Origin of the sequence: Lentzea sp. NBRC 102530, assembly GCF_030269365.1 — a bacterium.
Lineage (GTDB): Bacteria > Actinomycetota > Actinomycetes > Mycobacteriales > Pseudonocardiaceae > Lentzea.
Map to the genome: position 1 here is coordinate 187174 of NZ_BSTF01000006.1, position 23821 is coordinate 210994.

Here is a 23821-nt window from a genome sequence, read left to right on the forward strand (position 1 = left end):
GGCGAAGTCGGTGGTTGGGGTCCGCCGCCGGGGGCATCCGGGGTCTACGTCCCACTTGAGATTCAGGTGGGGGGAGAGGACGACATGGGCACCGACGACAAGTTCGACGCCAAGGCCGACCAGGTCAAGGGCAAGGTCGAGGAAGGCGTGGGAGACGCGACCGACGACCAGGGCCTGGAGAACGAGGGCAAGGCGGACCAGGCGAAGGGCAACCTGAAGGAGTCGGCCGAGAAGGTCAAGGACATCTTCAAGAAGAGCTGACCGGTTCCTGTCGCTCCACGGGAGCGTGCATCCCCCGGCGCACGCTCTCTCCAGGGCCGTCAGCCGAGCACATCGGCACCGGTCAGTCCTGCCACCAGCACCACCGCGCCCACGACGACGGCGAACACTTCGACCGCCACGAGCCGCTTCCCGGCCCAGCGGGCGAATCCGATGTTCACCAGGACGTGCGCGGACGCGGTCACCGCCACCCACCACAGCCCGGCGCTCAGCAGCAGGGTCGCCCCGAGGTGGAACGAGATCGCCGTGACGCCGCGCACCGCGCTGTGGAGCGGATGCGTGCTGACGAACCCACCCTGTGCTTTGAGCTGTTCAGCCGCCTGCCGGCCGACGGGCCAGCTGAACTTCGGCAGCTCGGTGGCGGCGGTGAAGACGAGCTGGGCCAGCGCCCAGCCGAACCCTGCCCAGAGCGCCGACTCCACACCGCTGACGGCGACCAGGACCACAGCGAGCCGGACCACCTCGTCGGTGGCGCCGGACACCAGCGCGATGATGGTCTCGCGCCGTCGGAGGGCGTGCAGCCTCCCGGCGGAACCCAGCACCGGCAGCCGGGCCGCCAGGGCGACGAACCAGCCGAGCGCCCCCAGCAGCACGACGCCCGCGTGGTCGGCACCGAGCACCACCGCCAGCGCCACGGCGAGGAGCGCGAGCAGCACCATCACCACGGCGGCGCCCGCGCGAATCCTCCCCGTGATCCGGGTGGAGCTCTGGGCAGGTTCCTCTTCGTTCACCGAGTCGTTGATGGCCCGACGCTACTCCACCGCCACGCGGCCGGTGTCGTCGATCATCCACAGTGGACTGGATCGTCTTGTCCGGGAGGTCGGGCGGCCCGCAGCGCTTTCGGAAGTTCCGCGCAGGGGTGTACCGTTTCCGGCACGTGCCCTGGACCCCGGCGTAGCGTCAGCCGTCGAGGAAGGCTCCCAGGTGCACACCGATCTCACCAGCGCCGCAGGCTCGCGGGCCGTTCAGGCAAGCACTCGCCCCACCGACCTTCTCGCGATCGCCGAGTGGACCGCCCCCACAGGAGCGGTCGTCCTCGCCGTGCACGGCGAGGTGGACACGAGCAGCTGCTCAGTGCTGCACGACCGGATCGACGAACAGCTGCGGTCCGCCCATCACCTGGTCCTCGACCTCGGCGAGGTGGATCTCCTCTGCGCGGCCGGACTCACCGTCCTGGTCGTCGTCAGGGAGAGGGCGCAGCTGAGGGGCACGGTGCTGTGCGTCGTCGCGCGCACTCGGCCGGTGCGGCTGCCGCTGATCATCACCGGGTTGACGGGTGTGCTGGACCTCCACCTCGACGTGGACGAGGCGCTGGCGTGCGGGCGCGCCCGTCTCACCAGCGAGGATGCGGTTTGCTGATCCTCGTCAGCCCGGAGACCGCCGGTGAGCGCTCGGTGACCTGCCTGGCGACGTCCGACAGCAGCTGACCGGTGTTGCGCGCGTAGTTGCGCATGAGGGACAAGGCGTCCGCGACACCGATCTCGAGCCGCTCGGTCAGCAGGCCTTTGGCCTGCTCGATCACGACGAGGTCGGACAGCGCCGTCTCCAGGTGCTCGGCTACCGCCCGGGTGGCCGCGCCCGGACGCACCTGGAACAGGCTGATCGTCGCCACGTTCGCGAAGGACCGCGCGAGGGTTTCCGCCTCGGCGGGCAACGCGCCCGCCGACGTCCGGAACAGGTTGAGCGAACCGACCACCTCGCCGCGCAGGCGCATGGGCACGGTGTCGACCGCGAGGAACCCGAGCTTCACCGCCGCGGAGGCGAACCGGGGCCAGCGCGGTGGCAGCGCTCTCAGGTCGGGGCACCGCACCGTCTGTCCTGAGTGGAACGACTCCTCGGACGGTCCGTCCGCGCTCTGCAGGAGGAAGTGCTCGAGCGGACGAGCCAGCCTGCTGGACGCGGCCACCAGTTCGAGCGCTCCGTGCTCGTCGGCCAGCAGGATTCCCGCCGCGTCCACCGGCAGCAGCCGGACGCTGCGCTCGGCCAGGAGGTGCAGGAACTCGATGCTGTCGAAACGCTCCACGAGCGCATCGGTGAGTTCGATGAACATTTGTGCCACCTGGTGGTCCGACACCTCGGTCACCTCTCAGTCGTCGTGGTCGCCACTCCCGCTGACTGATCCGGCACCGAGGTCTCACCACGTTCGCCCGCGGCGCTCACCGACGTCTTCTCACGAGAGCGGAGCTGCCGCTGGGTCCTGGCGGTTTTCCCAGCTTAGCGCCGAAAGCGCGGGCCGGACACTCTTCGGCGACTTCTCGTGGATCCGCACTGGGCCGCGCCGGCAGCCGAGCCGGAGCCGTGCGGCCGAACGGTCGAGTTCTGACGGGAGAGAACGGAACCCGGAAATAGTGGGCTCACAATCGGTGTGGTGCAGGAAAAGCGTGTAGGGTCATTCTTGTCGAGAACATTTCGCACCTGTGCGGTCAAGTTCAGGTCGTGCTCGGCGAAACCTCAACCGGCCATTTTCTTCCGGCCGGAGACGGGAGTTCCGGCATGACGTCGGCTCCGCACCAGTCCATCGCCCCACCGGCCGTCACGGCCACCGAGCAGCCTCGGCACCACCAACTGCGACTGCGGTTGCGGCCGAAGGCGCTCACCACGGCGTATGTCGACGGTGCGTGGTGGCCGCGTTCCCGGGACCTCGCCGCCGAACTGCCCGCACTGCTCGCTGTGCTGGCAGTTCGGCTGGGCGACATCCCGCGGGTGAGCTACACCCTGACGGACTGGGACATGGCCCCGCGTCAGATCGCGGTGGACGGCGTCCGCGTCCGCCTCAGCGGGTTCTGGTCCCGGCCGGCGCACACCCTCGACCTCGTCGCGGTTGACCGGCGCCGCATCGCGCTGCTCGTCGTCCCACCGGACACCGAGCCGTCCGCCGCCCACCACACGATGATGTCCGCCGTCCAGCGCGACAACGCCGACACCGTCGAGGCCCTGCTCCGCACCGGCGTCCGGAGGTCCGAGGAGGCCGAGGGGTCCACTGTGGACAACTGGGAGGGCGAGGGCGGCCGGATACCCCAGCAGAAGACGGGAGAAGCACGATGACCGAACCGACTTCCACCTTCACCTCCTCCTACGAGCGCCGGCTCAAGGTGGTGGAGGACGTGCTGACCGGCCGCACCGAGCTCGGCGGCAAGGCCGCGCGGGACCTGGCCGTGCATGTGTTGCGCGCGCTCGACCACATCCCCGAGCGGGTGCGTTGACCTCCCGCCACAGCGGCGAGGCGCGATCGACGCGGGGCACTCGCCTGCTCCGCGTCGGCTGTGCGTTCACCTACCGTGCCGAGGTGCCCACACCGGCGGTCTTCATGGTGAGACCGGACCGGCAGAACCACGTGCGGGTGAGCGGCGAGAACCTGTTCGCCGAGCCCGAGGTTCCCGTGCGCGACCACTTCGACGTGTACGGCAACTGGCTCGCGCGTCTGGTGCTGCCGCCCGGACTGTCCACAGTGCGCTATTCGGCCTGGGCGGACGTGCCCGATCACGTCGAGGACGTCGACGAGAACGCTCCGGAGAGGTGGCCCGACGACCTCCCCGGCGAAGTGCTGCTGTACACGTTGCCCAGCCGCTACTGCGTGTCCGACGTGCTCGGCGACGAGGCCTGGTCGAGGTTCGGCGCGCATCCGCCGGGCTACGGCAGGGTCCGGGCGATCTGCCGGCACGTGCACGAGTCGCTGGAGTTCGGGTACGGCACCTCCACGGTGTTGTCCACCGCGGCCGACGTCAACGCCACGGGGATCGGGGTGTGCCGCGACTTCACGCACCTGGCGATCTCGTTCTGCCGTGCTCTCAACATTCCCGCCCGCTACGTGTTCGGCTACCTGCCCGACCTGGACGTGCCGCCGGACGGCGCGCCGATGGACTTCGCGGCGTGGATGGAGGTCTGGCTGGGAGACCGCTGGTGGACCTTCGACCCGCGCAACGGCGTGCCCCGCAAGGGCAGGGTCGTGATCGGCAGAGGCAGGGATGCCGCGGACGTCCCCATGGTCACCACCTTCGGAGGCCCTGTACTGGAGTCGATGGTCGTCCACGCCGAGGAGGACAAGGCTCCCGCCTGGCGATGAGGCCGCCGGCTGTCACGACCTGCCGGCCGTCAGCACGGTCGTGTCGATCGTGCCGTCGACGACGTCCTGTGCCACCAGGCTCAGGTGCAGGCGGTTGCTCCTCGCGTGGTGGCGCAGGAGGTCGAACGCCTCGCCCATGTCGACCTGCAGGCGCTCGGCGAGCACACCTTTGGCCTGCTCGATGAGGACCCTGCTCCGCAGGGCGTGCCGCAGCTGCTCCGCGAGCAGCTCCCGGCCACTGATGACCTGTGACTGGAGCAGGCCGATGGTGGCCACGTCCGCCATCGCCCTCGCCACCCTGGCCCGCGCGTCGCCGAACGCGCTGTCCGCGACGGTGAAGAGGTTCAACGCGCCCACCGTCTGCTCGCGCAGCCGCATCGGTACGGCGTGCACCGCGCCGAACCCCGCCGTCACCGCCGCCGCGGAGAACGCTGGCCACCGCTGGCGCGGCTCGCTGAACCCGGCGACTGTGAGCGGTTCGCTGCTCAGGTAGCACTCCATGCACGGGCCCTGCCTGTGCTGCAGCTCGAACAGTTCCAGCACGCGCGCACGTTCGCTGGAGGCACCGACCACCTGCAGTTCGCCTTGGTCGTCGACGAGCAGGATGCCGGCCGCGTCCACGCCCAGGGCCGTGACGCAGCGGTCAGCCAGCAGGTGCATGAACTCGACCGGGTCGAAGTCCGCGACCAGGGTGTCGGCGAGCTCGACGAACGTCTCGGCCAGGTTCTCCACGAGCATGTGAGCCACCTCGGTTCGTCTTTGCGGGGGCGATCGGGTTCTTCGGAGATCGGACCGGCACGGCGGGAACCCGGATGCCGGCAGCGCGACCGCGCGCTCGTGGTTCATGGTGCCGCTGTTGTGGTTCTCGCGTCGACGAGATCGGCGAGGTCGAGTGCTTCGGTGTGGGACGGGTGCCTGCGCGCGTGCGCGGCGAGAGGGCGGAAGCGGTCGCGCATCCGGGCCGAACCGACGGTAGCCGCCGCCTCGAGTGCTCGCAGGCCGGTGGCGACGCCGACGTCGACGTCTCCTTCGACGAGCTGGCCGGTGGACAGCAGGATCAGGCTGAGGACCCGGCTTCGGAGCATGTCCTCGCCGTAGCCGTCGACCGCCGTGACGAGCAGCGGCACGGCGGTGCGCGCGTGGTGCAGCCCCGCGGTGTCCACCAGGGCCGAGTGCACCGCGCCCGCCATGGCCGAGAGGTCTGGCTCGGTGAAGAACATCGCCCAGCCGGCCACCTCGGTGCGGTCCGCGGCGCCGAACTGCTCTCGGCCGCGTTCGAGCAATGTCAGCGCGTGGTGCTCGGCGCCCTTCTGCGCGCACGCCCACGCCGCGTTGACGGTCAGGATGCTGGCCGCGAGCCGGTCGCCGGAGCGCGCCGCCGCGAGGCGGCCGAGGTCGAAGTACCGCAACGCCTCGTCGAGGTTCCCGTGGTGCAGGTACACCCGGCCGAGCCGGTAGCACACGTTCGCGAGCAGGCCGTCGTCCCGGGCCACTCCGGCGAGTGCCAACGCGTGCGCGAAGTGGTTGTGCGCCGCCGTGACCTGACCGGCGTCGAACGACACCCAGCCGGCGAGGTTGCGCAGGTCGGCGAGAGCGACGTGCAACCGCCGCCGGACGTCGTCCGGCGCGGGGGCGACTAGCAGCGGGAGGTTCTCGCGGATCTGCGTTCGCACCCGGTCCAGGCAAGACTCACCCCCGTGGCGGTAGTCCACCTCGCGCAGCGCGCGGGTGTGCTGTTCCAGCCGGGTGACGTCGGACAGACCCATCATCGCGGGCAACACTCCAGACCGGGTGGGGTGGACGATGCACCGCCGGGGGCCGGGGCGGTCGTGGAGTTCTCACCTGACCGGGCCAGGCGCACAGGTGACCTTAGTGCGGTACCGGACCGGCTCACGCCGCCGTTCGGGCGTCGCTGGCCGACTTCAGCTTGCGTGCCAGGCGCTCCGGCTTCGGCCAGCGCACGGCGGTCGCCCAGCCGAGCAGCTCGAACACGCGGATCAGGCGCGCGGAGATGTCGATCTGACCACGACGGACTCCGTGCCGTGCGCACGTGGGATCGGCGTGGTGGGAGTTGTGCCAGGACTCGCCCATGGACAGGATCGCCAGGGGCCAGAAGTTCGCGGACTTGTCGCGCGCCTCGAACGGCCGGTCGCCGATCATGTGACAGATCGAGTTGACCGACCACGTCACGTGGTGCAGCACGGCCACCCGCACGAGGCTCGCCCAGAAGAACGCCGTGAGCGCACCCCACCAGCTCCAGCTGATCAGCCCTCCGGCCACGGCGGGCGCGAGGAGGGTGACGGCCGTCAGCGCGGGGAACAGGCGGTTGACCCGCTGGAGGTCGGGATCGGCCTCCAGGTCCGGTGCGAAGCGGGCGGCGTTGGTCAGGTCGCGGCGGAACATCCAGCCCATGTGCGCGTGCCAGAAGCCCTTGGCCAGCGCCGTGGCCGACGTGCCGAACAGCCAGGGGGAGTGCGGGTCGCCCTCGCGGTCGGCGAAGGCGTGGTGGCGGCGGTGGTCGGCGACCCAGCCGATGACCGGTCCCTGCATGGCCATGCTGCCGATCATCGCGAGCCCGATCCGCAGCGCCCGGGTGGCCTTGAACGCGCCGTGGGTGAAGTAGCGGTGGAAACCGACTGTCACGCCGAGGCAGGTGAGGGTGTAGAAGAACACGGCGAGACCCACATCGGTCCAGCCCAGACCCCAGCCCCACGCGAACGGCACCGCGACGGCGAGCGCCAGCGCGGGAACGACCGCGAAGAGCTTGACCAGGAATCTCTCGAACGGGGAGTTCTCCCCCGCGAGCAGTGGCTGGGGTGTGGACTGCGTGCGGGGCACTGTCGTGGTCACGTCGCGAACCTCCGGACGGCGATCTTGTCGGTGCCGCCGGGGTCTCGGGCGAACGGTGATGTCAGTCAGAAAGGCTTACCCGTTGCCCCACCACCTTCAAACAGGCGCGAAACGATCTCACGGCGCCATCGCGGCGAGCACGTCGCCCACCGAGGTGGTGGCGAGGCCGATGGTCGCGTCGCTCGCGCCGTACGGGATCACGAGGGTGTCGCCGTGCAGCAGACCGCCGCACGAGTAGACGACGTTGGGCACGTAACCGTCGCGCTCAGCGGCGTTCGGCGTCAGCAGCGGCTCCGGCAGCGTGGCGAGCACCTTCGCCGGGTCGTCGAGGTCGAGCAGCATCGCTCCCATCGAGTAGAGCCGCATCGGACCGACCCCGTGGGTGAGGACGAGCCAGCCCTCGGGTGTCTCGACCGGCGAGCCGCAGTTGCCGACCTGGACGAGGTCCCAGTCCCTGCCCGGCGCCGCCACGGGCCGGGGTTCGTTCCACGACTTGAGGTCGTCGGACGTCGTCACAGCCGTGCTCTCGCCGTCACCGCGGGACAAGGCGGCGAACCTGCCGCCGATGCGGCGGGGGAACAGCGCCATTCCCTTGTTGCGCGCGGCGGGACCGGTCAGCTGTGTGATCCGGAACGTGCGGAAGTCGTCTGTCTGCAACAGTTGCGGCGCCACGTCGACTCCGTCGTAGGCCGTGTAGGTCGCGTAGTAGGTCTGCGAGCCGTCGTCGTCGGAGAAGCGCACGAACCGCGCGTCTTCCATGCCGTGGCGTTCCGACGGGCCGGTCGGCCAGAGCACCCGGCCGCTGACCGCGGAGTCCTCCGGGAAGTCGGTGGTGTAGTTGCACGCGGCGATCCACCTGACCAGCTCGACCGTCCGGTGAGCCGCCTGCCTGGTGACCAGCTTGGGGTGCAGACCGGCCAGCAGCTCGTCGAGCTCCGCTCCGGTGAACCGCGCGGGCAGCCACCGGCTGAGCACGGCCGACACCTCGTCGTCGTGGCCCCGCTCGGCGAGCTTGCCGAGGAAGAGGCCCTTGTCGTGGATCGAGTCCCTGCGCGGCCCGGTGCTGATGACGGCCGGCTGCGGGTCCACGGTGAGCACACCGCCCGGGCCCGCCACCCCGGTGCGGAAGCCGATCGAGGACAGGTGCCCCTCGCCGATGCCGCGCACGCTCAGCACGAACCGCAGCTGTCCCCGTGCCATCCCGCTCTGGTCGGGGTGGGCGACCATGGACGGGTTGCACAGCGCGGCACCCTCGACGGCGTACTCGTGGGTGAAGTAGGCGCCGATCAGGAGACGGCGGGACTCGGAGAGCTCGGCGTCCGCGGACAGCCGGTGGCTGACGCTCGCGAAGTTGTCCGCGAAGGTCCCGCGGACGTCCCGGTGCCGTCCGGCGAACAAGCGGACCGTGCGGTCGAGCGCCGCGCACGTGGTCGACTCGTCCAGCGCCATCACCCGCCGGATGACGGCCGCCGACCGCGACTCGTGCTCGGGCACCTCCTCGCCCGGCACGAACAGCTTGGTGATGACCCGGCGCGGGTCGGGGCGCAGCCGCAGCGGGCTGCGCGTGACGCGGGGGTTCATCCGGTGCTCCTCAGGAGCGTGCGCAGGTGTTGGCGGGTGGAGAGCAGCGCCAGGGTCGACTCGGCGCCCTGATTGGTGTTCGGACCGGCCGGCGTCAGGCCGTCGTATCCACCGCCGGTGTGCTCGTCCCGCATCAGCGAGCCGAGGTCGTTGTCCCCGCTGAACCAGGCGATCGCGCGGTGGACACCGGCGAGCCACGCGGGGTCGGAGGTGACCCGGTAGGCGCGGGCGCACGCGTCGGCCATCGCGGCGGCCTCGATGGGCTGCTGGTCGAAGGCAGGACGCGGCTCGCCGAGGAACCACCCGCCGGTCGGGACCGGTGAGAGGTGGAAGTCCCTGGACTCCACGGTCAGCAGCCAGTCCAGCAGCCGCAGCCCGTCGTCGCGGACCTCGTCGCTGCCGAGGAGGTCGCCCGCGGCGATCAACGCCTCGGGCAGCGCCGCGTTGGCGTAGAACAGCCGGTTCTCCGGCCACGGCCAGTTCTCGTCGGGGCGGGGCGCGCCGATGTAGGAGGTGATGTCGCCGAGAAGGGCGGTGGCGGAGGCGTGCAGGGGATCGGCGTCCAGCACCTCGGCGGCGCCGAGCGCGGCGAACGCCATCGTGCGCACCGACGGCGGCCGGTGGTGTGCGCCGCGGTCGAAGCACGCCAGCGCCGCCTGCTGGATGGCGGGCACCGTGCTGCGGGCGGCGGTGGTGCCGAGCCCCCACAGCGCGCGTCCCCACCAGTCGCCCAGACCCGGTTCGTCGAGCCAGCGGCGGTCGGGGCTGAGCCTGTTGTGGAAGCGCCCGTCCTCGGCCTGCGCGTAGGCGGTGAAGGCGAGGTAGTGCTCGGCCAGTGCGGCCAGGTCGGCGGGCAGATCGGGTTCGCGGTGCAGCACCACCAGGCCTCGCGCGACGTCGTCGAGGCAGTAGCCGTGCTCCCGGCGCGGCAGCGGCCCGTCCGCGTGCTCGTGCAGACCGGTGTCGTCGCTCAGCCTGACCAGGTGGGCGAACTCGAGGTCGCTCATCGCGTCACGGCGATGCGGTCGGCGAACAGCCTGTCCGTCACCAGGTTGTCGCAGACGCCGCGGTAGCGGTCCGCCACGGCGGGCCAGCTCAGCACGGCGCCCAGGTCCGCTGACCGGTCGCGCATCCCCGCGGCCAGTCCCGGTTCGGTCAGCACGCGCCGCAGCGCCGCGGCGATGGCGGCGGGATCCCGGTGCGGCACCAGCAGTCCGGCTCCGTCCGCGAGCAGTTCGACCGCGTGCGGGAAGACCGTCGCGACCACCGGTTTCCGCGCCGCGAGGGCCTCGACGAGCACCCCGGAGGTGACCTGCTCGGACGAGTCGTAGGGCAGCAGCACGACGTCGGCCCTGCCGACCAGGTCCGCCAGCGCCTCGGTGCCGAGGTAGGCCGGGTCGAACTCGACCAGATCGGTCACCCCGGAGGCGGCAGCCTGTTCGCGCAGGTGCGTCCGGTACGCCTCACCCTCGTGTGCCAGCACCTTGGGATGCGTCTGGCCCGCTACCAGGTAGCGCGGTTTCAGGTCGCGCAGCGCGGCGAGCGCCGCGATGCCCCATTCGACGCCCTTGCCGCGGCCGAGCAGGCCCCAGGTGAGGACCAGCGGGCCGCGGCCCGGTGCCGAGGCGGCGGACCTGTCGGCGGGCACGGCGCCGTGCGGGATCACCACGACCTCACCGGGCCGGTCGACCGCGTAGCCCGCCAGGAGACGGCTCCTGGCCGCTTCCGACATGGTGACCACGGCGTCGGCGTGGTCGACGACCGCTTCGAGCACCCGGCGTTGTCCCGGTGTGGGCGTGGTGAGCACCGTGTGCAGCACGACGACCACCGGGACCCGCAACCGGGCGAGCACGCCCAGCGCCTCGTCGCCGTCACTGCCGGCGTAGATCCCGTACTCGTGCTGGACCACCGCGACGTCACACCGGTTGAGCACCTCCGCGGCGGCGTCCACCGCTCCGGGACGCATGGGGTGGGCCGCCGACGGGGCGGCGGCGTGCGGTTCGGCGTCGGTCAGCACGCGGACCACGCGGCTTCTGCTGCCCGGGGTGGCGGCGGCCAGGTGGCGCTGGAGCGAGGCGGTGAACGTCGCGAGCCCGCATTGTGTCGGTGGGTAGGTGCTCAGAAAACCATAGGTGCGAACCATGAGGCGGCGGGCCTTTCGAGTCGGAGGCAGGCAGACGGGCGCACCGGCACGAGTCCGGTGCGAAGAGGGAGTCCACTGAGGACTGTCGCGGTGCGGCGGTCAGGTGCGCGGGGTCATGCCCGCGTCCGCCAGTCCGGCGGGTTCAGCGCGGGAACGGTGGTGGCGGGGTCGGTGGCGAGCGGCCGCCAGCCGCCGGGGAACTGGCCGTCGGACACCGCGTCCGGCTTCCTCGTCATCCGAAGGCCGCGTGGTGTGGTGAGGTCGAGGCTGGTGCTGATCGGGCCCGAGATCATCCCGGTGCTCCCGCCTCCGTCCGGACCAGCCGGGCGGGGTCGCTGACACTCCGCAGGAGGCACCTGGCTCGGTCGCCGATGCGCGAGATCCCCTCGGACCACCCACTCTACGCCGATGACGGGTCCGCGCCGGTCGCAACGGGGTGACGGACCGGCGCGGACCCGGGAGGCCGCTCTCAGCCGAGCGTCCTGTGCACCGCCAACGCGTCGCCGAGGCCCGACAGCGTCAGGATCCGGTCAGGCGCACTGCCGCTCAGGCACGTCACGCGGAACACGCGGCCGGTGCGCTGGGCCAGGTAGGAGGCTTCGAGGAGCAACGCGATCCCCGAACTGCTGAGGTATCCCACCGCGGTCAGGTCGATGTCGACCGGCCGCCGGTCGTCGCGGCGGTCGACATGGGCCATCACCCGCCCCCGGAGGTCCTCCACGGTGCCGGCGTCCAGGTCACCGGTGATGCGGAGCACGTGGGCGCCGTCCGACTCCTGCTCGGCCAGCTCGGACCGCACCGCCGGTGCCGGCGACGCGATCGGCGTCGTCGCGGCCGGCGAGGTGGCGAAGCGGAACCGGATCGTCGTGCCGGTGCCGCTGGTGGTCAGCTCGACGTCGTCGGCGAGCGCCCGGATCATCCGCAGGCCGCGCCCGCGGTGCCCCGGCTCCGCGTCCGGCGGACGCCAGGAACCGTTGTCCTCCACCGTCACCTGCACGGAGCCGCCGGTGTGCGCGAGGTGGGTCGAGAAGGTGCCGCGCGCCTGCTCGTAGGCGTGGTCCACCGCGTTGGCGGCCGCTTCGCCGTAGGCGAGCAAGAGGTCGTAGGACCTGTCCTCGGACAGGCCCGACACGGTCGTCCACTCGGACACCGCCGCGCGCAGCCCGGACAGCTGCTCCGGTTCGGCGGGGGTGGTCAGGTGCAACGGTGGTGGCAGGTAGCGGGCGACGACGAGCACCGCGTCGTCGTCTTGGCCGTGAGCGAGCAGGTCGCCCACGATCGAGTCGGCCAGCTCCTCGGGATCCCGTCCGCGCGCCTCCCGCACCAGGTCCAGCAGGCGGTCGGGCACCGCTCCCGGCCCTCCGACCAGGCCGTCGGTGTGGAACACGATCGACGTGCCCGGTGACAGGACGGTCGTGTGCTCCTCGTACGGCGCTCGGCGCGGTGCGCCCAGGGCGGCGCCTCCCCCCGAGAGCAGCCGGGTGCCGCCGGAACCCGTGACCAGCGGTGGTGGGTGACCCGCGGTGGACCAGCGCACCTTTCCGGTGGTCCAGTCGAACGTGACGCAGGCGCACGTGCTGCCGGTGGAGCCGCCGACCCTGGTGGCGAAGGCGTCGAGCCGCTCCAACGCCGCCGCCGGCGAGTGCCCGTCGACGAGGTAGCCCGCCAGCGCGCTGCGCAGCTGTGCCATCACCGCGGCCGCCGCGGGACCCTCGTGCGCGACGTCGCCGACCGAGAAGCCGACCACGGTGCCGCTGATCGGGAGCACCTCGTACCAGTCGCCGCCCGCGGGCGCGTGCGGTGAGGCGGGCAGGTGGCGGGCGGACACGGCGAGCCGGTCCAGCACCGGTAACTCCCGGGGCAGCAGGCTGTGCTGCAGGGCGATGGCGGCCTCCCGTTCCCGCCGCAGCGCCGACTCCCGCTCGGCCTCGGCGCGCAGCCGTTCGGTCACGTCCCGCCCGATGGCCTGCGTCCCGTCCGGGGTCGCCTGCGTGCTGAGCTCCAGCGCGACGAGAGCGCCGTCGGTACGGCGCAGGATCCACACCGCGGTCGTCCGGTCCACCGGCTCCTCGCCGTCCACGACGAGGTCCATCACCTCCGTCCCGACCAGCTCGTCGCGGCGGCGGCCCAGCAGTGCGCAGGCCGCCGGGTTCACCTCGACGAACCGCAGCTCCTGGTCGAGCAGCCAGACGGCGTCGGTGGCGTGGTCGACCAGCCGGCGCAGGCGCAGCTCGCCCTCGCGCCGGTCGTGGTCGGACCGGGCCCGGCGCATCGACTCCCAGCACCGTTCGGTGACGACGGCGACGAGGTCGACCTCGTCCTGGGTCCACTGCCTCGGCGTCGCGTGGTGCACGGCCATCGCGGCGACGAACCGCCCGCCGCGCAGCAGGGGGAGGCAGAGCGCCGCACGGACACCGGTGCCGGCGTGTGCCGTCAGATCCTCCTCGCCGAGGCGGGGGTCGTTCTCGTGGTCGGCGACGACCCACGGCTCACCGGCCCGCAAGGCCCGCAGTGCTCCGGGACCGAGGTGCCGCATGGGGAAGCGGCCGGGTAGCGGGGGCAGACCGGTGGCGTGGTCGCCGCTCAGGACGACGTGGTCCTCGTCCGCCCTGGCGTACGCGCAGCGGTCGACGTCGAGGTGCCGGCCGAGCAACCGGGTCGCCAGCTCCATCAGACCGTCGGGGTCCTCGAGCTTGCGCGACTCCTTCTCGAGCGCGGCGAGGAACCTCTCGCGCTCGGCGGGTGCCCGGTGCGGGGTGATGTCGACGAGCACGCCCTGGAGCCGCCGGGCCACCGCGGACTCGTCCCGCTGCACGTGCGCCTTCTCCTGCAGCCAGAGGATTTTTCCTCCGGCGTCGCGCACGCGGTAGGAGAGCTCGTAGTCGTCGTCCTCGGCGGCCCGGTTCCAGCGCTGAGCCTCGACCCTGGCCCGGTCGCCGGGCAGGATCGCGGACGTCCAGAGCGCGGGGTCGTCGAGCCACCGGCGCACCGGATGACCGAGCAGCTGCTCGACGTGCCGGGAGAGGAACGTGAGCCGGCGCGTCACGGCGTCCGCCTCCCACAGGACCACCGGCAGGTTGTCGACGAACGAGCGCAGTCCCTGTGTCTTCGTGACGCTTTCGGTGGCGCTCATCTGTCCAACCTGTCATGAGGGAGAACCGGGGGCGAACCGGCCCGGCGGTGTACGGGTCAGGGTGCGACGACATCGCTCGCGCGATGCCACGATCGGCTGCTCCGCCTGCGAGCGCGGCAGCGGTGAGGCGACCAGCGGGCCACACCCGAACGCGATGAGTCCCGCCGCGATCGGGCTTTCCCGCGCCTGCCGCACCGCTAGGCGGGGCGCGTCCCGCACCGTCTCCACCGCTCGCTCCGCGTTGCCGGCGTTCCTCGCCTGGCACACCACGTCGTCAGCTTCGTGGCGCACGACTTCTCCTCGGCTTCTCGGCTGGTGTTCGCAGTGCGAGCTACCCCGCGCCCAGAGGGTGCAAACTGCTTGGGAGCAAGGGAAGTTATTGCGGTGCAAGGAGTTTCTCGTGTTCGATCGGGGGTAGCGTTCACACGCGCGTGCGGGAGGCCTCGCCCGCGTCGCCGTTGTTCTCGATCGCCTTCCGCCGCCGCTCGCGGTCGAGCCACCACATGGCCGGTGTCGCGGTCAGGCCGTGCAGCAGGATCGACCCGATGACGACGAGTCCGACGATCCGCCACAACGCGGCCTGCTCGGCGAAGACACCTTCCTGGAGGGCGTAGGTGACGTAGAACAGCGAGCCGACCCCGCGGACGCCGAAGAACGCGATGACGGCGCGTTCCCGGGGCCCGGTCCTGCCACCGGCCAGACCCGCCCAGCCCGCCAGCGGCCGCACCAGCAGCAGGACGACCGCGGCGACCGCGACCTCGCGCACACCGGTGCCGGCGAGCAGCCCGGAGACGGCGGCTCCGCCCAGCAGGAAGACGATCACGACGGTCAGCATCCGCTCGGCCTGTTCCACGTAGCGGTGCAACACCTGGTGGTAGCCGTGGTGCCGCTCGGCGGACCTGATGGAGCACGCGCACACGAACACCGCGATGAACCCGTAGCCCTCGGCGAGTTCGGCGAGACCGTAGGCGAGGAAGGTGGCGGCGATGGCGACGAAGCCCTCCGCGTGCTCGGCGAGGCGGAAGGTGCGCCACGACGAGGAGAAGAACAGCTTGCCCAGCAACCAGCCGATCAGCACGCCGACGACGAGGCCGCAGGCCAGCCGCCACAGCACGTCCACGGCGAGCCAGTGCGGCAGCCACAGCGAAGGTGCCACCCCGGCGACGCTGATCGCGATCGCGGCGTAGGTGAACGGGAAGGCCAAGCCGTCGTTGAGACCGGCCTCCGAGGTGAGCGCGAACCTCGCCTCGTCGTCGGTCTCGTCCGGGTTCTCCGTCGGTTCGGCCGCCTGCACCTCGCTCGCCAGCACCGGATCGGTGGGGGCGAGCGCCGCGGCGAGCAGGAGCGCGGCCCCGGCGCCGAGGCCGAGAGCGCCCCAGCCCAGCAGCCCCACGGAGAACATCGACAGGGGCATCGTGACGGCCAGCAACCGCCACGTGTTCGCCCAGCGGCGCAGTCCGACCACCCTGTTGAGCGCCAGCCCCGCACCCATCAGCGAGATGATCACGCAGATCTCGGTGAGGTGCAGCAGCACCGTGCTGTGGCGGAGGGGGTCCGGGTCGGGCAGCGGGTCGACGACCGCGAAGGTGAGGGCACCTGCTCCCAGGAAGAGCATCGGCAGGGAGACCGGTGCGCGGTCGAGCAGGCGCGGCAGCGTCGCCGCGGCGAGCGTCGCGAGTCCGGCACCGGTGTAGAGCAGAGGGCTCGGGTCCACCGTGCACCGTCCGTTCGGGCTGGGAGGCCCCAGTTACCCGGTGCCGCCGCGGGCAAACGGGTGGCGCGGGGCCAGGTAGGGTGGAGTCACCGAGGGCATGTCGCGCAGCAGCGGTCGAGCTGATGCCGCCTTGGGCGCACCACACAGCCCGGCATCACCCCGTTCCCGCCCATGCTCATCGGAGTTCCGCATGCCCATGTCCACACCCCTGATCATCGACGTCGACGACCAGCCCGACACGACCGGCAGCTGCGCCGTCTGTCCCCACCCCTGGGCCGAGCACGACGCGCTCGGTGTGCGGTACTGCACCGCCACCACGGTGTCCGCGCTGCCCCGCGGCTGCATCTGCCCATGACCGCGAAAACCCTCACCACCGCGCGGTTGACGCTGCGCCCGTGGCAGGTCGACGACGCGCCGGCCGCTCTGGAGATCTACGGGCACGCGGAGGTGACCCGCTGGCTCAGCCCGGAGATGGACCGCGTCCCGGACAAGGCGGCGATGCGGTTGCTGTTGCAGCAGTGGGCCGCCGAGAACGCCCGCCTGCCGTCCGCGGCCGGCCGGTGGGCGGTCGAACGCACCGCCGACGGTCAGTTGATCGGCGGCGCGGTCCTGCTTCCGCTGCCGCCGGGCGAGGAGGACCTCGAGGTCGGCTGGCACCTCCGCCCCGACGCGTGGGGCAACGGCTACGCGACCGAGGCGACCCACGCGCTCGCCGAGTGGGCGTTCCGCCACGACGTGAACGAGGTCTTCGCCGTCGTGCGGCCGGGCAACACCCGCGCCGCCACCACCGTGCGGAACAACGGCATGCACTGGGTGGGGGAGACGACGAAGTACTTCGGCGTCGAACTGCAGGTGTTCCGCCTCCGCCAGGCCGATCTCGACCCGGCGGCGCCCCCGTCGCTGCGCCCGCCCGGCGACGACTGACCCGCACCTCCTGCTCCTCGGCCCCGCCGTGACGGCACCTCGGCGGGGCCGAGCCGTCTCCTGCGCGTTTGGCCGCCGGGATTCCGGCTATTCGCGGGGAGAAGCATCGACAGCCGCCCGGACCCGCGTGGTCTCGATTCCCTGCCGCGCGTGGTTCGCCGCACTGGAACTGTCCTATTAGGACGAAGCGCTCCCGCCGGGCTTGCGGGCCCGCGTGACCGTCGAGGCCGCGTCCACGAGGAGTTCGGCGTCACCGCTGTCGCCGAGGCCGCGCACGACTGCCTGCGCGACGCGGTCGCGCCGGTCCGTCCGGGAGGTGTGCAGCGCGGCTCCGCGCCCACCACCGGCGGCACCGGCGACCGTCCTGCCTGAACCACGAGGATTTCCGACCACGGAGGCACCATGGCCACGGGCCACGACCACCCGCTCACCGAACTCGCCGCCGCAGGCGTGTCGATCTGGCTCGACGACCTGTCCCGCGAGCTGTTGTCCGGAGGCAGGCTGCAGGCGCTGATCGCGGACCGCGGCGTCGTCGGCATCACCACCAACCCGACCATCTTCGCGTCCGCGCTGGAACGGGGAGAGCGCTACACGCGGCAGCTCAGACGGCTCGCGGAGGTGGAGGCGAGCATCGAGGACATGGTCTTCGCCATCACCACCGACGACGTGCGGGAGGCCTGCCACGTCCTGCGACCGGCGTACGACCGCACGGACGGCGTCGACGGCAGGGTGTCGCTGGAGGTCGACCCCGGCCTCGCCCACGACACCCAGGCGACCATCGACCGCGCCCGTCTGCTCTGGTCGGCCGTCGACGAGCCGAACCTGCTCATCAAGATCCCGGCCACCACGGCGGGGCTCGACGCGATCACCGCGGTCATCGGCGAGGGCATCAGCGTCAACGTCACGCTCATCTTCTCCCTCGACCGGTACCGGGAGGTGGTCGACGCCTACCTCACCGGCCTGGAGACGGCTCGGCTCAACGGGCTCGACCTGGCCGGAATCCACTCGGTCGCCTCGTTCTTCGTGTCCCGTGTGGACACCGAGATCGACGCGCGTCTCGACGCCATCGGCACTGACCGCGCGCTCGCGGCCAAGGGCAGGGCGGCGATCGCCAACGCCCGTCTCGCCCACGAGGTCCACGTGACGAGCCTGGCCACGCGACGCTGGCGCGACCTGGCCGCGTCGGGAGCGCGGCCGCAACGACCGCTGTGGGCCTCCACCGGGGTGAAGAACCCCGCCTACCCGGACACGATGTACGTGTCCGAGCTGGCCATCCCGGGCACCGTCAACACCATGCCGGGACCGACGCTCGAGGCGTTCGCCGACCACGGCACCGTGACCCCCGTCGTGCTCGAAGAGGTCTACGGTCCGGCCCAGGACGTGCTCAGCGAGATCGCGCTGCTCGGAATCGACTACCGCGAGGTCACCGACGAGTTGGAACGCCAGGGTGTCCGCAAGTTCGTCGACAGCTGGGACGAGCTCGTGGAGACCGTCCGCGGCGAGCTCAGCCGCGACCTGGCCGCTCCCGCGCCTCACGGAAGATAGCCGTCAGGTGCTCACGGTGAGCAGCAGCACGACACCGGCGAACCAGCCCAGCGACAACGACGACACGACCGTCGCCAGCGCCGCCGCGACCGCGGCGGCCGCGACCGCGGACACCGGAACCTCTCCTGCGGCAGCGGGTTTGTCCGCGCGCCCGGCGGCGTGATCGCGGGCGGCGTCGATCCAGTCGTTGGACCAGCCGATCGACAGCTGGCCCGTGAGCACCGCGGCACCGAGCAGCGTGGCGCGCGGGCCGTCGATCCCGGCGCCCAGCCCGAGCAGGACCGCCACCACCGTGACGGCGAGAGCGGGCAGGGGATGACACGCGCGTGCGAGACCTTGCAGTAGTCGCAACGACTTCCGGCGGTGGATCGCTGTGCCGCTCATCTGCCGAGTGTAGGCGGAAGCCGTACCGTGACAGGGGTGACGACAATTTCGGCGGTGCACGGAGTTCTTCCGCCGCACCGCTACCCCCAGGCAAGGCTGACAAACCTGTTCGCCCGATTATGTTTGCCGGACTCCGCTTCCCGCGCGGTGGTCTCGCGCTTCCACAGCAGCGCCCGCGTCGGGTCGCGGCACCTCGCACTGGCCATCGAGCGGTACGACGAGCTCGACGGTTTCACCGCGGCCAACGACGCTTTCCTCTCCGTCGCGGTCGATCTCGGCTGTGAGGCCGCACTGGCGGCGCTCGCGGACGCGGGACTGCGACCGTCCGATGTGGACCTCATCGTGTCGACGACCGTCACCGGGATCGCGGTGCCCTCCCTCGACGCCCGGATCGCGGCGCGGATCGGCCTGCGCCCGGACGTGAAGCGGATCCCGATCATCGGCCTCGGCTGTCTGGCAGGCGCGGCGGGAGTCGCGCGGCTGCACGACTTCCTGCGCGGCTGGCCGGGCTCGGTCGCGATGCTCGTGTCGGTCGAGCTGTGCTCGCTGACCGTGCAACGGCAGGATCCCAGCGCTGCCAACATGATCGCCTCGGGCCTCTTCGGCGACGGCGCCGCGGCCGTCGTCGCGGTCGGCTCCGAGCACATCGGCGCCACGGCCGGTCCCCAGGTCGTGGACTCGCTGAGCCACCTGTACGCGGACTCCGAACGCGCGATGGGGTGGGACGTCGGCAGCACCGGACTGAAGATCGTGCTGGGCGCCGAGGTCCCCGAGCTGGTGCGCGAGCACCTCGCCGACGACGTCAAGAACCTGCTGGCACCACACGGTCTGGAGATCGGCGACATCGCGCGCTGGATCTGCCACCCCGGCGGGCCGAAGGTCATCGAGGCCATCCAGTCGGTGCTCGGCCTCGACGAGCAGGACCTCGCGATGACCTGGCGGTCGCTGCACGAGATAGGGAATCTGTCCTCGGCGTCCGTGCTGCACGTCTTCGCGGACACGCTCACGGCCCGGCCCGCCGCCCCGGGCGACTGGGGCGTGGTGATGGCCATGGGGCCGGGCTTCTGCGCCGAGCTGGTGCTGCTGAGGTGGTGAGCCAGGCGTGGTACTCGGTGCTGGTCGGCCTCGTCGCGGCCGAGCGGCTGGCCGAGCTGGTCGTCGCGAGGAGGAACCTGGCGTGGAGCCTCGCCCGCGGCGGGCGGGAGTCGGGGTTCGCGCACTACCCGTTCATGGTCGTGCTGCACACCGGCCTGCTGGCCGGGTGCCTGGCCGAGGTCTGGCTGTCCGGCCGCGCCTTCGTGCCCGCACTGGGCTGGCCGATGTTCGCGCTCGTCGTACTGTCCCAGGTCCTGCGGTGGTGGTGCGTCCGGACGCTCGGACGTCAGTGGAACACCCGGATCGTCGTCGTGCCGGGACTTCCGCTCGTGACCGGCGGTCCGTACCGCCTGCTCCCGCACCCGAACTACGTCGCGGTCGTGGTCGAGGGCTTCGCACTGCCCTTGGTGCACGGCGCGTGGCTGACCGCGTCGGTCTTCACCGTGCTGAACGCGGGTCTGCTGGCGGTCCGCGTCCGCGCGGAGAACGACGCGCTGCGGTCGGCCCGTGTCTGACCGGATGCACGACGTCCTGGTGGCCGGCGGAGGCCCGGCGGGGCTCGCCGTCGCGCTGGGCTGTGCCCAGGCCGGCATGGACGTGCTGGTCTGCGAGAGGAGGCCAGGGGTGCTCGACAAGGCCTGCGGGGAAGGGCTGATGCCCGGTGCCGTGCACGCACTGGCCGCGCTCGGGGTGGACCCGCCCGGCCACCCGATCGACGGCATCACCTACCGGCAGGGACGTCTGACGGCGCACGCGCCGTTCCGCTGTGGCGCCGGACGGGGAGTCCGCCGCGTCCGGCTGCACGACGCGCTCGGCGAGGCAGTCCGCCGTGCCGGGATACCTGTGCTGGACACGCCGGTCACCGACGTCCTCCAGCACGACGACCACGTGCGGGCCGGGGCGTTGCGGGCGCGCTACCTCGTCGCCGCGGACGGCCTGCACTCGCCGATCCGCGCTCTCGTCGGCCTGCGCTCGCCGGGCAGGACCTCCTCGCCGCGCTGGGGACTGCGGCGCCACTTCGCCCTGGAGCCCTGGAGCGATGGGGTGGAGGTGACGTGGGCGCCCCGGTCGGAGGCCTACGTGACACCCGTGGCACCGGACACCGTCGGCGTCGCGATCCTGTCGCCGGTCCGGGGCGGCTTCACCGAGCAGCTCGCCGCTTTCCCCGAGCTGGCGGAGCGGCTGGCCGGTGCGGCACCGGTCTCGACCGTGCGCGGAGCAGGGCCGTTGCGGCAGCGGACCACCGGCCGGGTCGCCGGACGCGTGCTGCTGGCGGGCGATGCGGCGGGCTACGTCGACGCGCTGACCGGCGAGGGGCTCGCCCTGGCGCTGACGACCGGGGCCGAGCTCGTCCGCTGCCTGCGGGCCGGGCGCCCGGCGGACTACGACCGCGCCTGGGCGCGCGCGTCGCGCCGTTCCCGCTGGCTGACGGAGTCCCTGCTGTGGACCAGGAACCGGCCGGTGCTCGGGCGCCGGATCGTTCCCGCCGCGGTGCGCGCGCCGTGGCTGTTCGCCGCCGCGGTCGACCAGCTGGCTCGCTGATGGCCGCGCGCGACCGGTGGGACCTGGTCGTCGTCGGCGCCGGGCCCGCGGGCTCCACGGCCGCCCTGGCGGCGTTGCGCGCCGACCCGGACGCCCGCGTGCTGCTGCTGGACGCCGCGGAGTTCCCGCGCGACAAGGTCTGCGGCGACGGGGTCGCACCGCACGCGCTGGACGTCCTGGGCGGGCTCGGCGTGGACGTCGGCGCTCTCACCGCCGGCACGGCCCCCGTCCTCGGCCTGCGGCTGACCGCGCCGAGCGGCGTGACGGCCGCCAGGGGGTTCGCGCGCCCCACCTCGGTCGTCCCCCGCGCGCTGCTCGACGCGCGACTCGTCGCGGCTGCCCAGGAGGCGGGTGCGCGGCTGCGCCGGCACCGGGTGCGCTCGCTCGTCGCGGTGGCGGACGGCGTCGAGGTCTACGGGCGGTTCCACGCCCGCACGGTCATCGGCGCGGACGGCGCGGAGTCGGTCGTACGACGGCGAAGCGGAGCCAGGACCGCCAGACCGGGCACCACCGCCATCGCACTGCGCGGGTACACGAGCGCGGACCCGTGGCCGGAGCAGGAGCAGCGGCTCGTGATGGCCACCGCGCACTGGCCCGCGTACGCCTGGGTCTTCCCCGTCGGTGACGGCACCGCGAACGTCGGCTACGGCGAGCTCATGCGCACCGGTCCGCCGACGCGAGCGCATCTGACGGAATGCCTGCACGCGTTGCTGCCCGGCTGCCCTCCGCTGGCGCTGCGCGGCCACCGGCTGCCGTTGTCGCCGGGCAGGCCGGGCGTCGGCCGCGGTCGCGTGCTGCTGGCCGGGGACGCGGCCTCGCTGATCAACCCGCTCACGGGCGAGCGGATCTACTACGCCGTCCTGTCCGGAGCCCTCGCCGGTGCGGCCGCGACGACAGCGGATCCCGCCGGGCACTACCGGCTGTCGTTGCGCCGTCTGCTCGGCAGACACCTGCGGCACACCGATGCCCTCGCCTTGCTTACCCGCGCGCCCGCCCTCGTGGACCTGGCCACGGCCGCGGCACGTGACGACCGGCACGCCTTCGACGAGCTCGTCGAGATCGGCCTGGGAGCGGGCACGATCAGCCCTGGCCTCGTGGTGGCGATGCTCAGGGCAGCGGCCGGGAGACCGCCGCGCTCACCTCGGCGTTGACGTCGCCCGCGCGCGGACGTGCCGCGGCGCGATCCCGCGGCTGGTCACCGCCGCGGCGTAGACGCGCACCAGGTCGGACGCGACGCGGTGCCAGGAGTACCGCGCGAGCGCCCGGTCTCGTCCCGCGACGCTGAGCAGTTCCCGGTACGTGCCGTCGGCGAGCAGCGCGCGCAACGACTTGGCCATGGCATCCGGTTTCGCCCGCGGGACCAGCACTCCGCTCAACCCGTCCACAACGAGGTCGACCAGACCGCCGACCGCGGTGGCGAGGACGGGCGTGCCGCAGGCCATCGCTTCCAGCGCCACACCGCCGGACGACCACTCCCGCGGCGTGCACGCCACCACGTCGGCGGACCGCAGCAGCGCGGGCAGCTCGGCGTAGGGCACCTGGCCCGCGAACACGACGCGGTCGCCGACCCCGGCCGAACGGGCCAGCGCCAGCAGTCTCCTGGTCTCCTGGTCACCGTGGACGTCGCCCTGCGCACCGCTGCCGGCGATCACCAGTTCCACTCCCTCCATTGTGGACAGAGCGCCGATCAGGTCGTCGAACCCCTTGCGCGGCAGCAGTCTTCCCGCCGACACGATCCTGCGCGGCCGGATCCGGTCGACGGCTGAAGGTCCCGGTGCGAAGAGGTCGAGATCGACGCCCTTCGGCACCACCGCCAGTTTCGACCGGTCCACGCCCATGCCGAGGACGGCGCGCGCTTCCGCGGAGCTGGTCGCGACGACCAGGGTGACCTCGTGACCGATGAGCCGTTCCACCGCGACGCGTTTGGTCGAGTCCGCCTCGGCCGCACGGTGGTCCTGAGGCCGTGCCGTGCCCAGCGAGTGGTAGGTCTGCACGACCGGCACCAGGCTGTTCCTGGCGCTCAGCACGGCGGCGATCCCGGACAGCCAGCCGTGGGCGTGCACGACGTCAGGGCGCCGCGCCTTCCAGGCCAGCTCGAGGAACTCGACGAGATCTCCCGCGTGGGCCAGGACTTCGTCCGCGCCGAGCTCCACCGGGGGCCCGGCCGGCACGTGCACGACCTCGTAGCCGCGCGGGCTGTGCACGAGCTGCGGAACGTGGGGATGGTCGCGCCGCGTGTAGACGACGACCCGGTGGCCGAGCGCGGCCAGCGCGGCCGCGAGTCCCGCGACGTGGAGACCCTGGCTGCCGGCGCCGGACGATCCGGGGTCGGCCAGCGGGCTGGAGTGCGCGGAGACAAGCGCGATGTTCTTGCGCGTGAACGAGATCGGCTCGACACGGACGCCCACGGTGTTCTCCTCACGACGAGGTGATGAGACCGCGGGTCCGGGCGGTTGCTGCGTCTGCCAGCTCGTTCAGGTTACCCACATGGCGGCCGTCCGGCACTCTGGAACGCCGAGCACCCGTTGAGCCGAGCCGAGATCCCGGTCCCGGCGGACGATGCCGCGG

At 72.2% G+C, this 23821-nt stretch carries 27 protein-coding genes; 12 read left to right on the plus strand and 15 right to left on the minus strand.

All coding sequences use genetic code 11. The features are described 5' to 3' along the window. The first annotated feature begins 84 nt into the window (after positions 1-84). A complete protein-coding gene (locus QSK25_RS17960) occupies positions 85-261 on the plus strand; it encodes a CsbD family protein (protein ID WP_285639649.1) in 177 nt (58 codons plus the stop codon). A 59-nt stretch (positions 262-320) separates the two neighbouring features. On the opposite strand, the gene QSK25_RS17965 is transcribed toward QSK25_RS17960, so the two are convergent. Then, entirely contained in the window at positions 321-1010 is a 690-nt protein-coding gene (locus QSK25_RS17965; RefSeq protein WP_285639650.1) for a hypothetical protein, read from the minus strand. A gap of 193 nt (positions 1011-1203) precedes the next feature. Here QSK25_RS17965 and QSK25_RS17970 point away from each other — a divergent pair, with 193 nt between their 5' ends. Continuing rightward, a complete protein-coding gene (locus QSK25_RS17970; RefSeq protein ID WP_285639652.1) occupies positions 1204-1638 on the plus strand; it encodes an STAS domain-containing protein in 435 nt (144 codons plus the stop codon). Here QSK25_RS17970 and QSK25_RS17975 read toward each other — a convergent pair. After that, complete coding sequence (locus QSK25_RS17975) at positions 1613-2329, minus strand: GAF and ANTAR domain-containing protein (protein ID WP_285639654.1); 717 nt, start codon at positions 2327-2329, stop codon at positions 1613-1615. The genes QSK25_RS17970 and QSK25_RS17975 overlap by 26 nt on opposite strands. A gap of 443 nt (positions 2330-2772) precedes the next feature. On the opposite strand from QSK25_RS17975, the gene QSK25_RS17980 reads away from it, so the two are divergent. The 3 genes from QSK25_RS17980 to QSK25_RS17990 all read left to right on the plus strand — a co-directional run bounded on the left by QSK25_RS17980 (position 2773) and on the right by QSK25_RS17990 (position 4342). Further along, positions 2773-3324 (plus strand): DUF5994 family protein, encoded by a 552-nt coding sequence (locus tag QSK25_RS17980; protein WP_285639655.1) that lies wholly within the window; start codon positions 2773-2775, stop codon positions 3322-3324. Next, positions 3321-3482, plus strand: a complete 162-nt coding sequence (locus QSK25_RS17985) for a DUF6307 family protein (RefSeq protein ID WP_285639657.1) — start codon at positions 3321-3323, stop codon at positions 3480-3482. The genes QSK25_RS17980 and QSK25_RS17985 overlap by 4 nt, the downstream gene beginning before the upstream one ends. Before the next feature lie 83 nt (positions 3483-3565). Next, positions 3566-4342: a transglutaminase-like domain-containing protein gene (locus QSK25_RS17990; protein WP_285639659.1), complete on the plus strand. Its 777-nt coding sequence runs from the start codon at positions 3566-3568 to the stop codon at positions 4340-4342. Between the two features lie 12 nt (positions 4343-4354). Here the strand turns inward: QSK25_RS17990 and QSK25_RS17995 are convergent, their stop codons facing one another. The 10 genes from QSK25_RS17995 to QSK25_RS18040 form a co-directional block, all read right to left on the minus strand. Further along, positions 4355-5080, minus strand: coding sequence for a GAF and ANTAR domain-containing protein (locus tag QSK25_RS17995; RefSeq protein ID WP_285639661.1), 726 nt, complete (start codon positions 5078-5080; stop codon positions 4355-4357). Between the two features lie 104 nt (positions 5081-5184). Beyond that, positions 5185-6111: a tetratricopeptide repeat protein gene (locus tag QSK25_RS18000; protein ID WP_285639662.1), complete on the minus strand. Its 927-nt coding sequence runs from the start codon at positions 6109-6111 to the stop codon at positions 5185-5187. 121 nt (positions 6112-6232) lie between these two features. Next, positions 6233-7192, minus strand: coding sequence for an acyl-CoA desaturase (locus QSK25_RS18005; protein ID WP_285639663.1), 960 nt, complete (start codon positions 7190-7192; stop codon positions 6233-6235). A 117-nt stretch (positions 7193-7309) separates the two neighbouring features. Beyond that, on the minus strand, positions 7310-8773 hold the full coding sequence (locus tag QSK25_RS18010; RefSeq protein ID WP_285639664.1) for a glycoside hydrolase family 130 protein: 1464 nt from the start codon (positions 8771-8773) through the stop codon (positions 7310-7312). Then, on the minus strand, positions 8770-9780 hold the full coding sequence (locus QSK25_RS18015; RefSeq protein WP_285639666.1) for a hypothetical protein: 1011 nt from the start codon (positions 9778-9780) through the stop codon (positions 8770-8772). Before QSK25_RS18015 ends, QSK25_RS18010 begins: the two co-directional genes overlap by 4 nt. Next, positions 9777-10799, minus strand: a complete 1023-nt coding sequence (locus tag QSK25_RS18020; protein ID WP_285639667.1) for a glycosyltransferase — start codon at positions 10797-10799, stop codon at positions 9777-9779. The genes QSK25_RS18015 and QSK25_RS18020 overlap by 4 nt, the downstream gene beginning before the upstream one ends. A gap of 230 nt (positions 10800-11029) precedes the next feature. Further along, positions 11030-11209, minus strand: a complete 180-nt coding sequence (locus tag QSK25_RS18025; RefSeq protein WP_089927626.1) for a hypothetical protein — start codon at positions 11207-11209, stop codon at positions 11030-11032. Positions 11210-11385: 176 nt separating this feature from the next. Next, positions 11386-14049, minus strand: a complete 2664-nt coding sequence (locus tag QSK25_RS18030; RefSeq protein WP_285639672.1) for a SpoIIE family protein phosphatase — start codon at positions 14047-14049, stop codon at positions 11386-11388. Positions 14050-14061: 12 nt separating this feature from the next. Further along, a complete protein-coding gene (locus QSK25_RS18035; RefSeq protein WP_285639673.1) occupies positions 14062-14340 on the minus strand; it encodes a hypothetical protein in 279 nt (92 codons plus the stop codon). Positions 14341-14470: 130 nt separating this feature from the next. Next, complete coding sequence (locus QSK25_RS18040; protein WP_285639674.1) at positions 14471-15763, minus strand: cation:proton antiporter; 1293 nt, start codon at positions 15761-15763, stop codon at positions 14471-14473. Between the two features lie 190 nt (positions 15764-15953). Between QSK25_RS18040 and QSK25_RS18045 the strand changes: the two genes are divergently transcribed. Further along, positions 15954-16118 (plus strand): RGCVC family protein, encoded by a 165-nt coding sequence (locus QSK25_RS18045; RefSeq protein WP_285639676.1) that lies wholly within the window; start codon positions 15954-15956, stop codon positions 16116-16118. After that, the gene (locus QSK25_RS18050; protein ID WP_090052826.1) at positions 16115-16687 is read left to right on the plus strand and encodes a GNAT family N-acetyltransferase; all 573 of its coding nucleotides are present in this window, start codon (positions 16115-16117) and stop codon (positions 16685-16687) included. The genes QSK25_RS18045 and QSK25_RS18050 overlap by 4 nt, the downstream gene beginning before the upstream one ends. A gap of 177 nt (positions 16688-16864) precedes the next feature. Here the strand turns inward: QSK25_RS18050 and QSK25_RS18055 are convergent, their stop codons facing one another. Continuing rightward, positions 16865-17080: a hypothetical protein gene (locus QSK25_RS18055; RefSeq protein WP_143036029.1), complete on the minus strand. Its 216-nt coding sequence runs from the start codon at positions 17078-17080 to the stop codon at positions 16865-16867. A gap of 9 nt (positions 17081-17089) precedes the next feature. On the opposite strand from QSK25_RS18055, the gene tal reads away from it, so the two are divergent. After that, positions 17090-18232 (plus strand): transaldolase, encoded by a 1143-nt coding sequence (gene tal, locus QSK25_RS18060; RefSeq protein ID WP_090052823.1) that lies wholly within the window; start codon positions 17090-17092, stop codon positions 18230-18232. A 3-nt stretch (positions 18233-18235) separates the two neighbouring features. Here tal and QSK25_RS18065 read toward each other — a convergent pair whose 3' ends face one another. Beyond that, positions 18236-18616 (minus strand): hypothetical protein, encoded by a 381-nt coding sequence (locus tag QSK25_RS18065; RefSeq protein WP_285639677.1) that lies wholly within the window; start codon positions 18614-18616, stop codon positions 18236-18238. A gap of 36 nt (positions 18617-18652) precedes the next feature. Between QSK25_RS18065 and QSK25_RS18070 the strand changes: the two genes are divergently transcribed. From QSK25_RS18070 to QSK25_RS18085, 4 genes are read left to right on the plus strand one after another with little or no spacing between them, the layout of a single operon-like run. Beyond that, positions 18653-19711, plus strand: coding sequence for a type III polyketide synthase (locus QSK25_RS18070; RefSeq protein WP_090052817.1), 1059 nt, complete (start codon positions 18653-18655; stop codon positions 19709-19711). Next, on the plus strand, positions 19708-20226 hold the full coding sequence (locus tag QSK25_RS18075; protein WP_285639678.1) for an isoprenylcysteine carboxyl methyltransferase family protein: 519 nt from the start codon (positions 19708-19710) through the stop codon (positions 20224-20226). The genes QSK25_RS18070 and QSK25_RS18075 overlap by 4 nt, the downstream gene beginning before the upstream one ends. Continuing rightward, positions 20219-21253, plus strand: a complete 1035-nt coding sequence (locus QSK25_RS18080; RefSeq protein WP_285639680.1) for an NAD(P)/FAD-dependent oxidoreductase — start codon at positions 20219-20221, stop codon at positions 21251-21253. Before QSK25_RS18075 ends, QSK25_RS18080 begins: the two co-directional genes overlap by 8 nt. After that, on the plus strand, positions 21253-22404 hold the full coding sequence (locus QSK25_RS18085; protein ID WP_285639681.1) for a geranylgeranyl reductase family protein: 1152 nt from the start codon (positions 21253-21255) through the stop codon (positions 22402-22404). The genes QSK25_RS18080 and QSK25_RS18085 overlap by 1 nt, the downstream gene beginning before the upstream one ends. Here the strand turns inward: QSK25_RS18085 and QSK25_RS18090 are convergent. Next, entirely contained in the window at positions 22390-23661 is a 1272-nt protein-coding gene (locus tag QSK25_RS18090; RefSeq protein WP_285639682.1) for a glycosyltransferase, read from the minus strand. The genes QSK25_RS18085 and QSK25_RS18090 overlap by 15 nt on opposite strands. Positions 23662-23821 lie beyond the last annotated feature (160 nt).

What these genes read in the sequence shown, in the direction of transcription:
- QSK25_RS17960 (WP_285639649.1), top strand. Translation starts at nt 85, where the DNA reads ATGGGCACCGACGACAAGTTCGACGCCAAGGCCGACCAGGTCAAGGGC.
- QSK25_RS17975 (WP_285639654.1), bottom strand. Translation starts at nt 2,329, where the DNA reads ATGTTCATCGAACTCACCGATGCGCTCGTGGAGCGTTTCGACAGCATC.
- QSK25_RS18025 (WP_089927626.1), bottom strand. Translation starts at nt 11,209, where the DNA reads ATGATCTCGGGCCCGATCAGCACCAGCCTCGACCTCACCACACCACGC.
- QSK25_RS18085 (WP_285639681.1), top strand. Translation starts at nt 21,253, where the DNA reads ATGGCCGCGCGCGACCGGTGGGACCTGGTCGTCGTCGGCGCCGGGCCC.
- QSK25_RS18000 (WP_285639662.1), bottom strand. Translation starts at nt 6,111, where the DNA reads ATGATGGGTCTGTCCGACGTCACCCGGCTGGAACAGCACACCCGCGCG.
- QSK25_RS18045 (WP_285639676.1), top strand. Translation starts at nt 15,954, where the DNA reads ATGCCCATGTCCACACCCCTGATCATCGACGTCGACGACCAGCCCGAC.
- QSK25_RS17985 (WP_285639657.1), top strand. Translation starts at nt 3,321, where the DNA reads ATGACCGAACCGACTTCCACCTTCACCTCCTCCTACGAGCGCCGGCTC.
- QSK25_RS18065 (WP_285639677.1), bottom strand. Translation starts at nt 18,616, where the DNA reads ATGAGCGGCACAGCGATCCACCGCCGGAAGTCGTTGCGACTACTGCAA.
- QSK25_RS18015 (WP_285639666.1), bottom strand. Translation starts at nt 9,780, where the DNA reads ATGAGCGACCTCGAGTTCGCCCACCTGGTCAGGCTGAGCGACGACACC.
- tal (WP_090052823.1), top strand. Translation starts at nt 17,090, where the DNA reads ATGGCCACGGGCCACGACCACCCGCTCACCGAACTCGCCGCCGCAGGC.
- QSK25_RS17980 (WP_285639655.1), top strand. Translation starts at nt 2,773, where the DNA reads ATGACGTCGGCTCCGCACCAGTCCATCGCCCCACCGGCCGTCACGGCC.
- QSK25_RS18050 (WP_090052826.1), top strand. Translation starts at nt 16,115, where the DNA reads ATGACCGCGAAAACCCTCACCACCGCGCGGTTGACGCTGCGCCCGTGG.
- QSK25_RS18030 (WP_285639672.1), bottom strand. Translation starts at nt 14,049, where the DNA reads ATGAGCGCCACCGAAAGCGTCACGAAGACACAGGGACTGCGCTCGTTC.
- QSK25_RS17995 (WP_285639661.1), bottom strand. Translation starts at nt 5,080, where the DNA reads ATGCTCGTGGAGAACCTGGCCGAGACGTTCGTCGAGCTCGCCGACACC.
- QSK25_RS18010 (WP_285639664.1), bottom strand. Translation starts at nt 8,773, where the DNA reads ATGAACCCCCGCGTCACGCGCAGCCCGCTGCGGCTGCGCCCCGACCCG.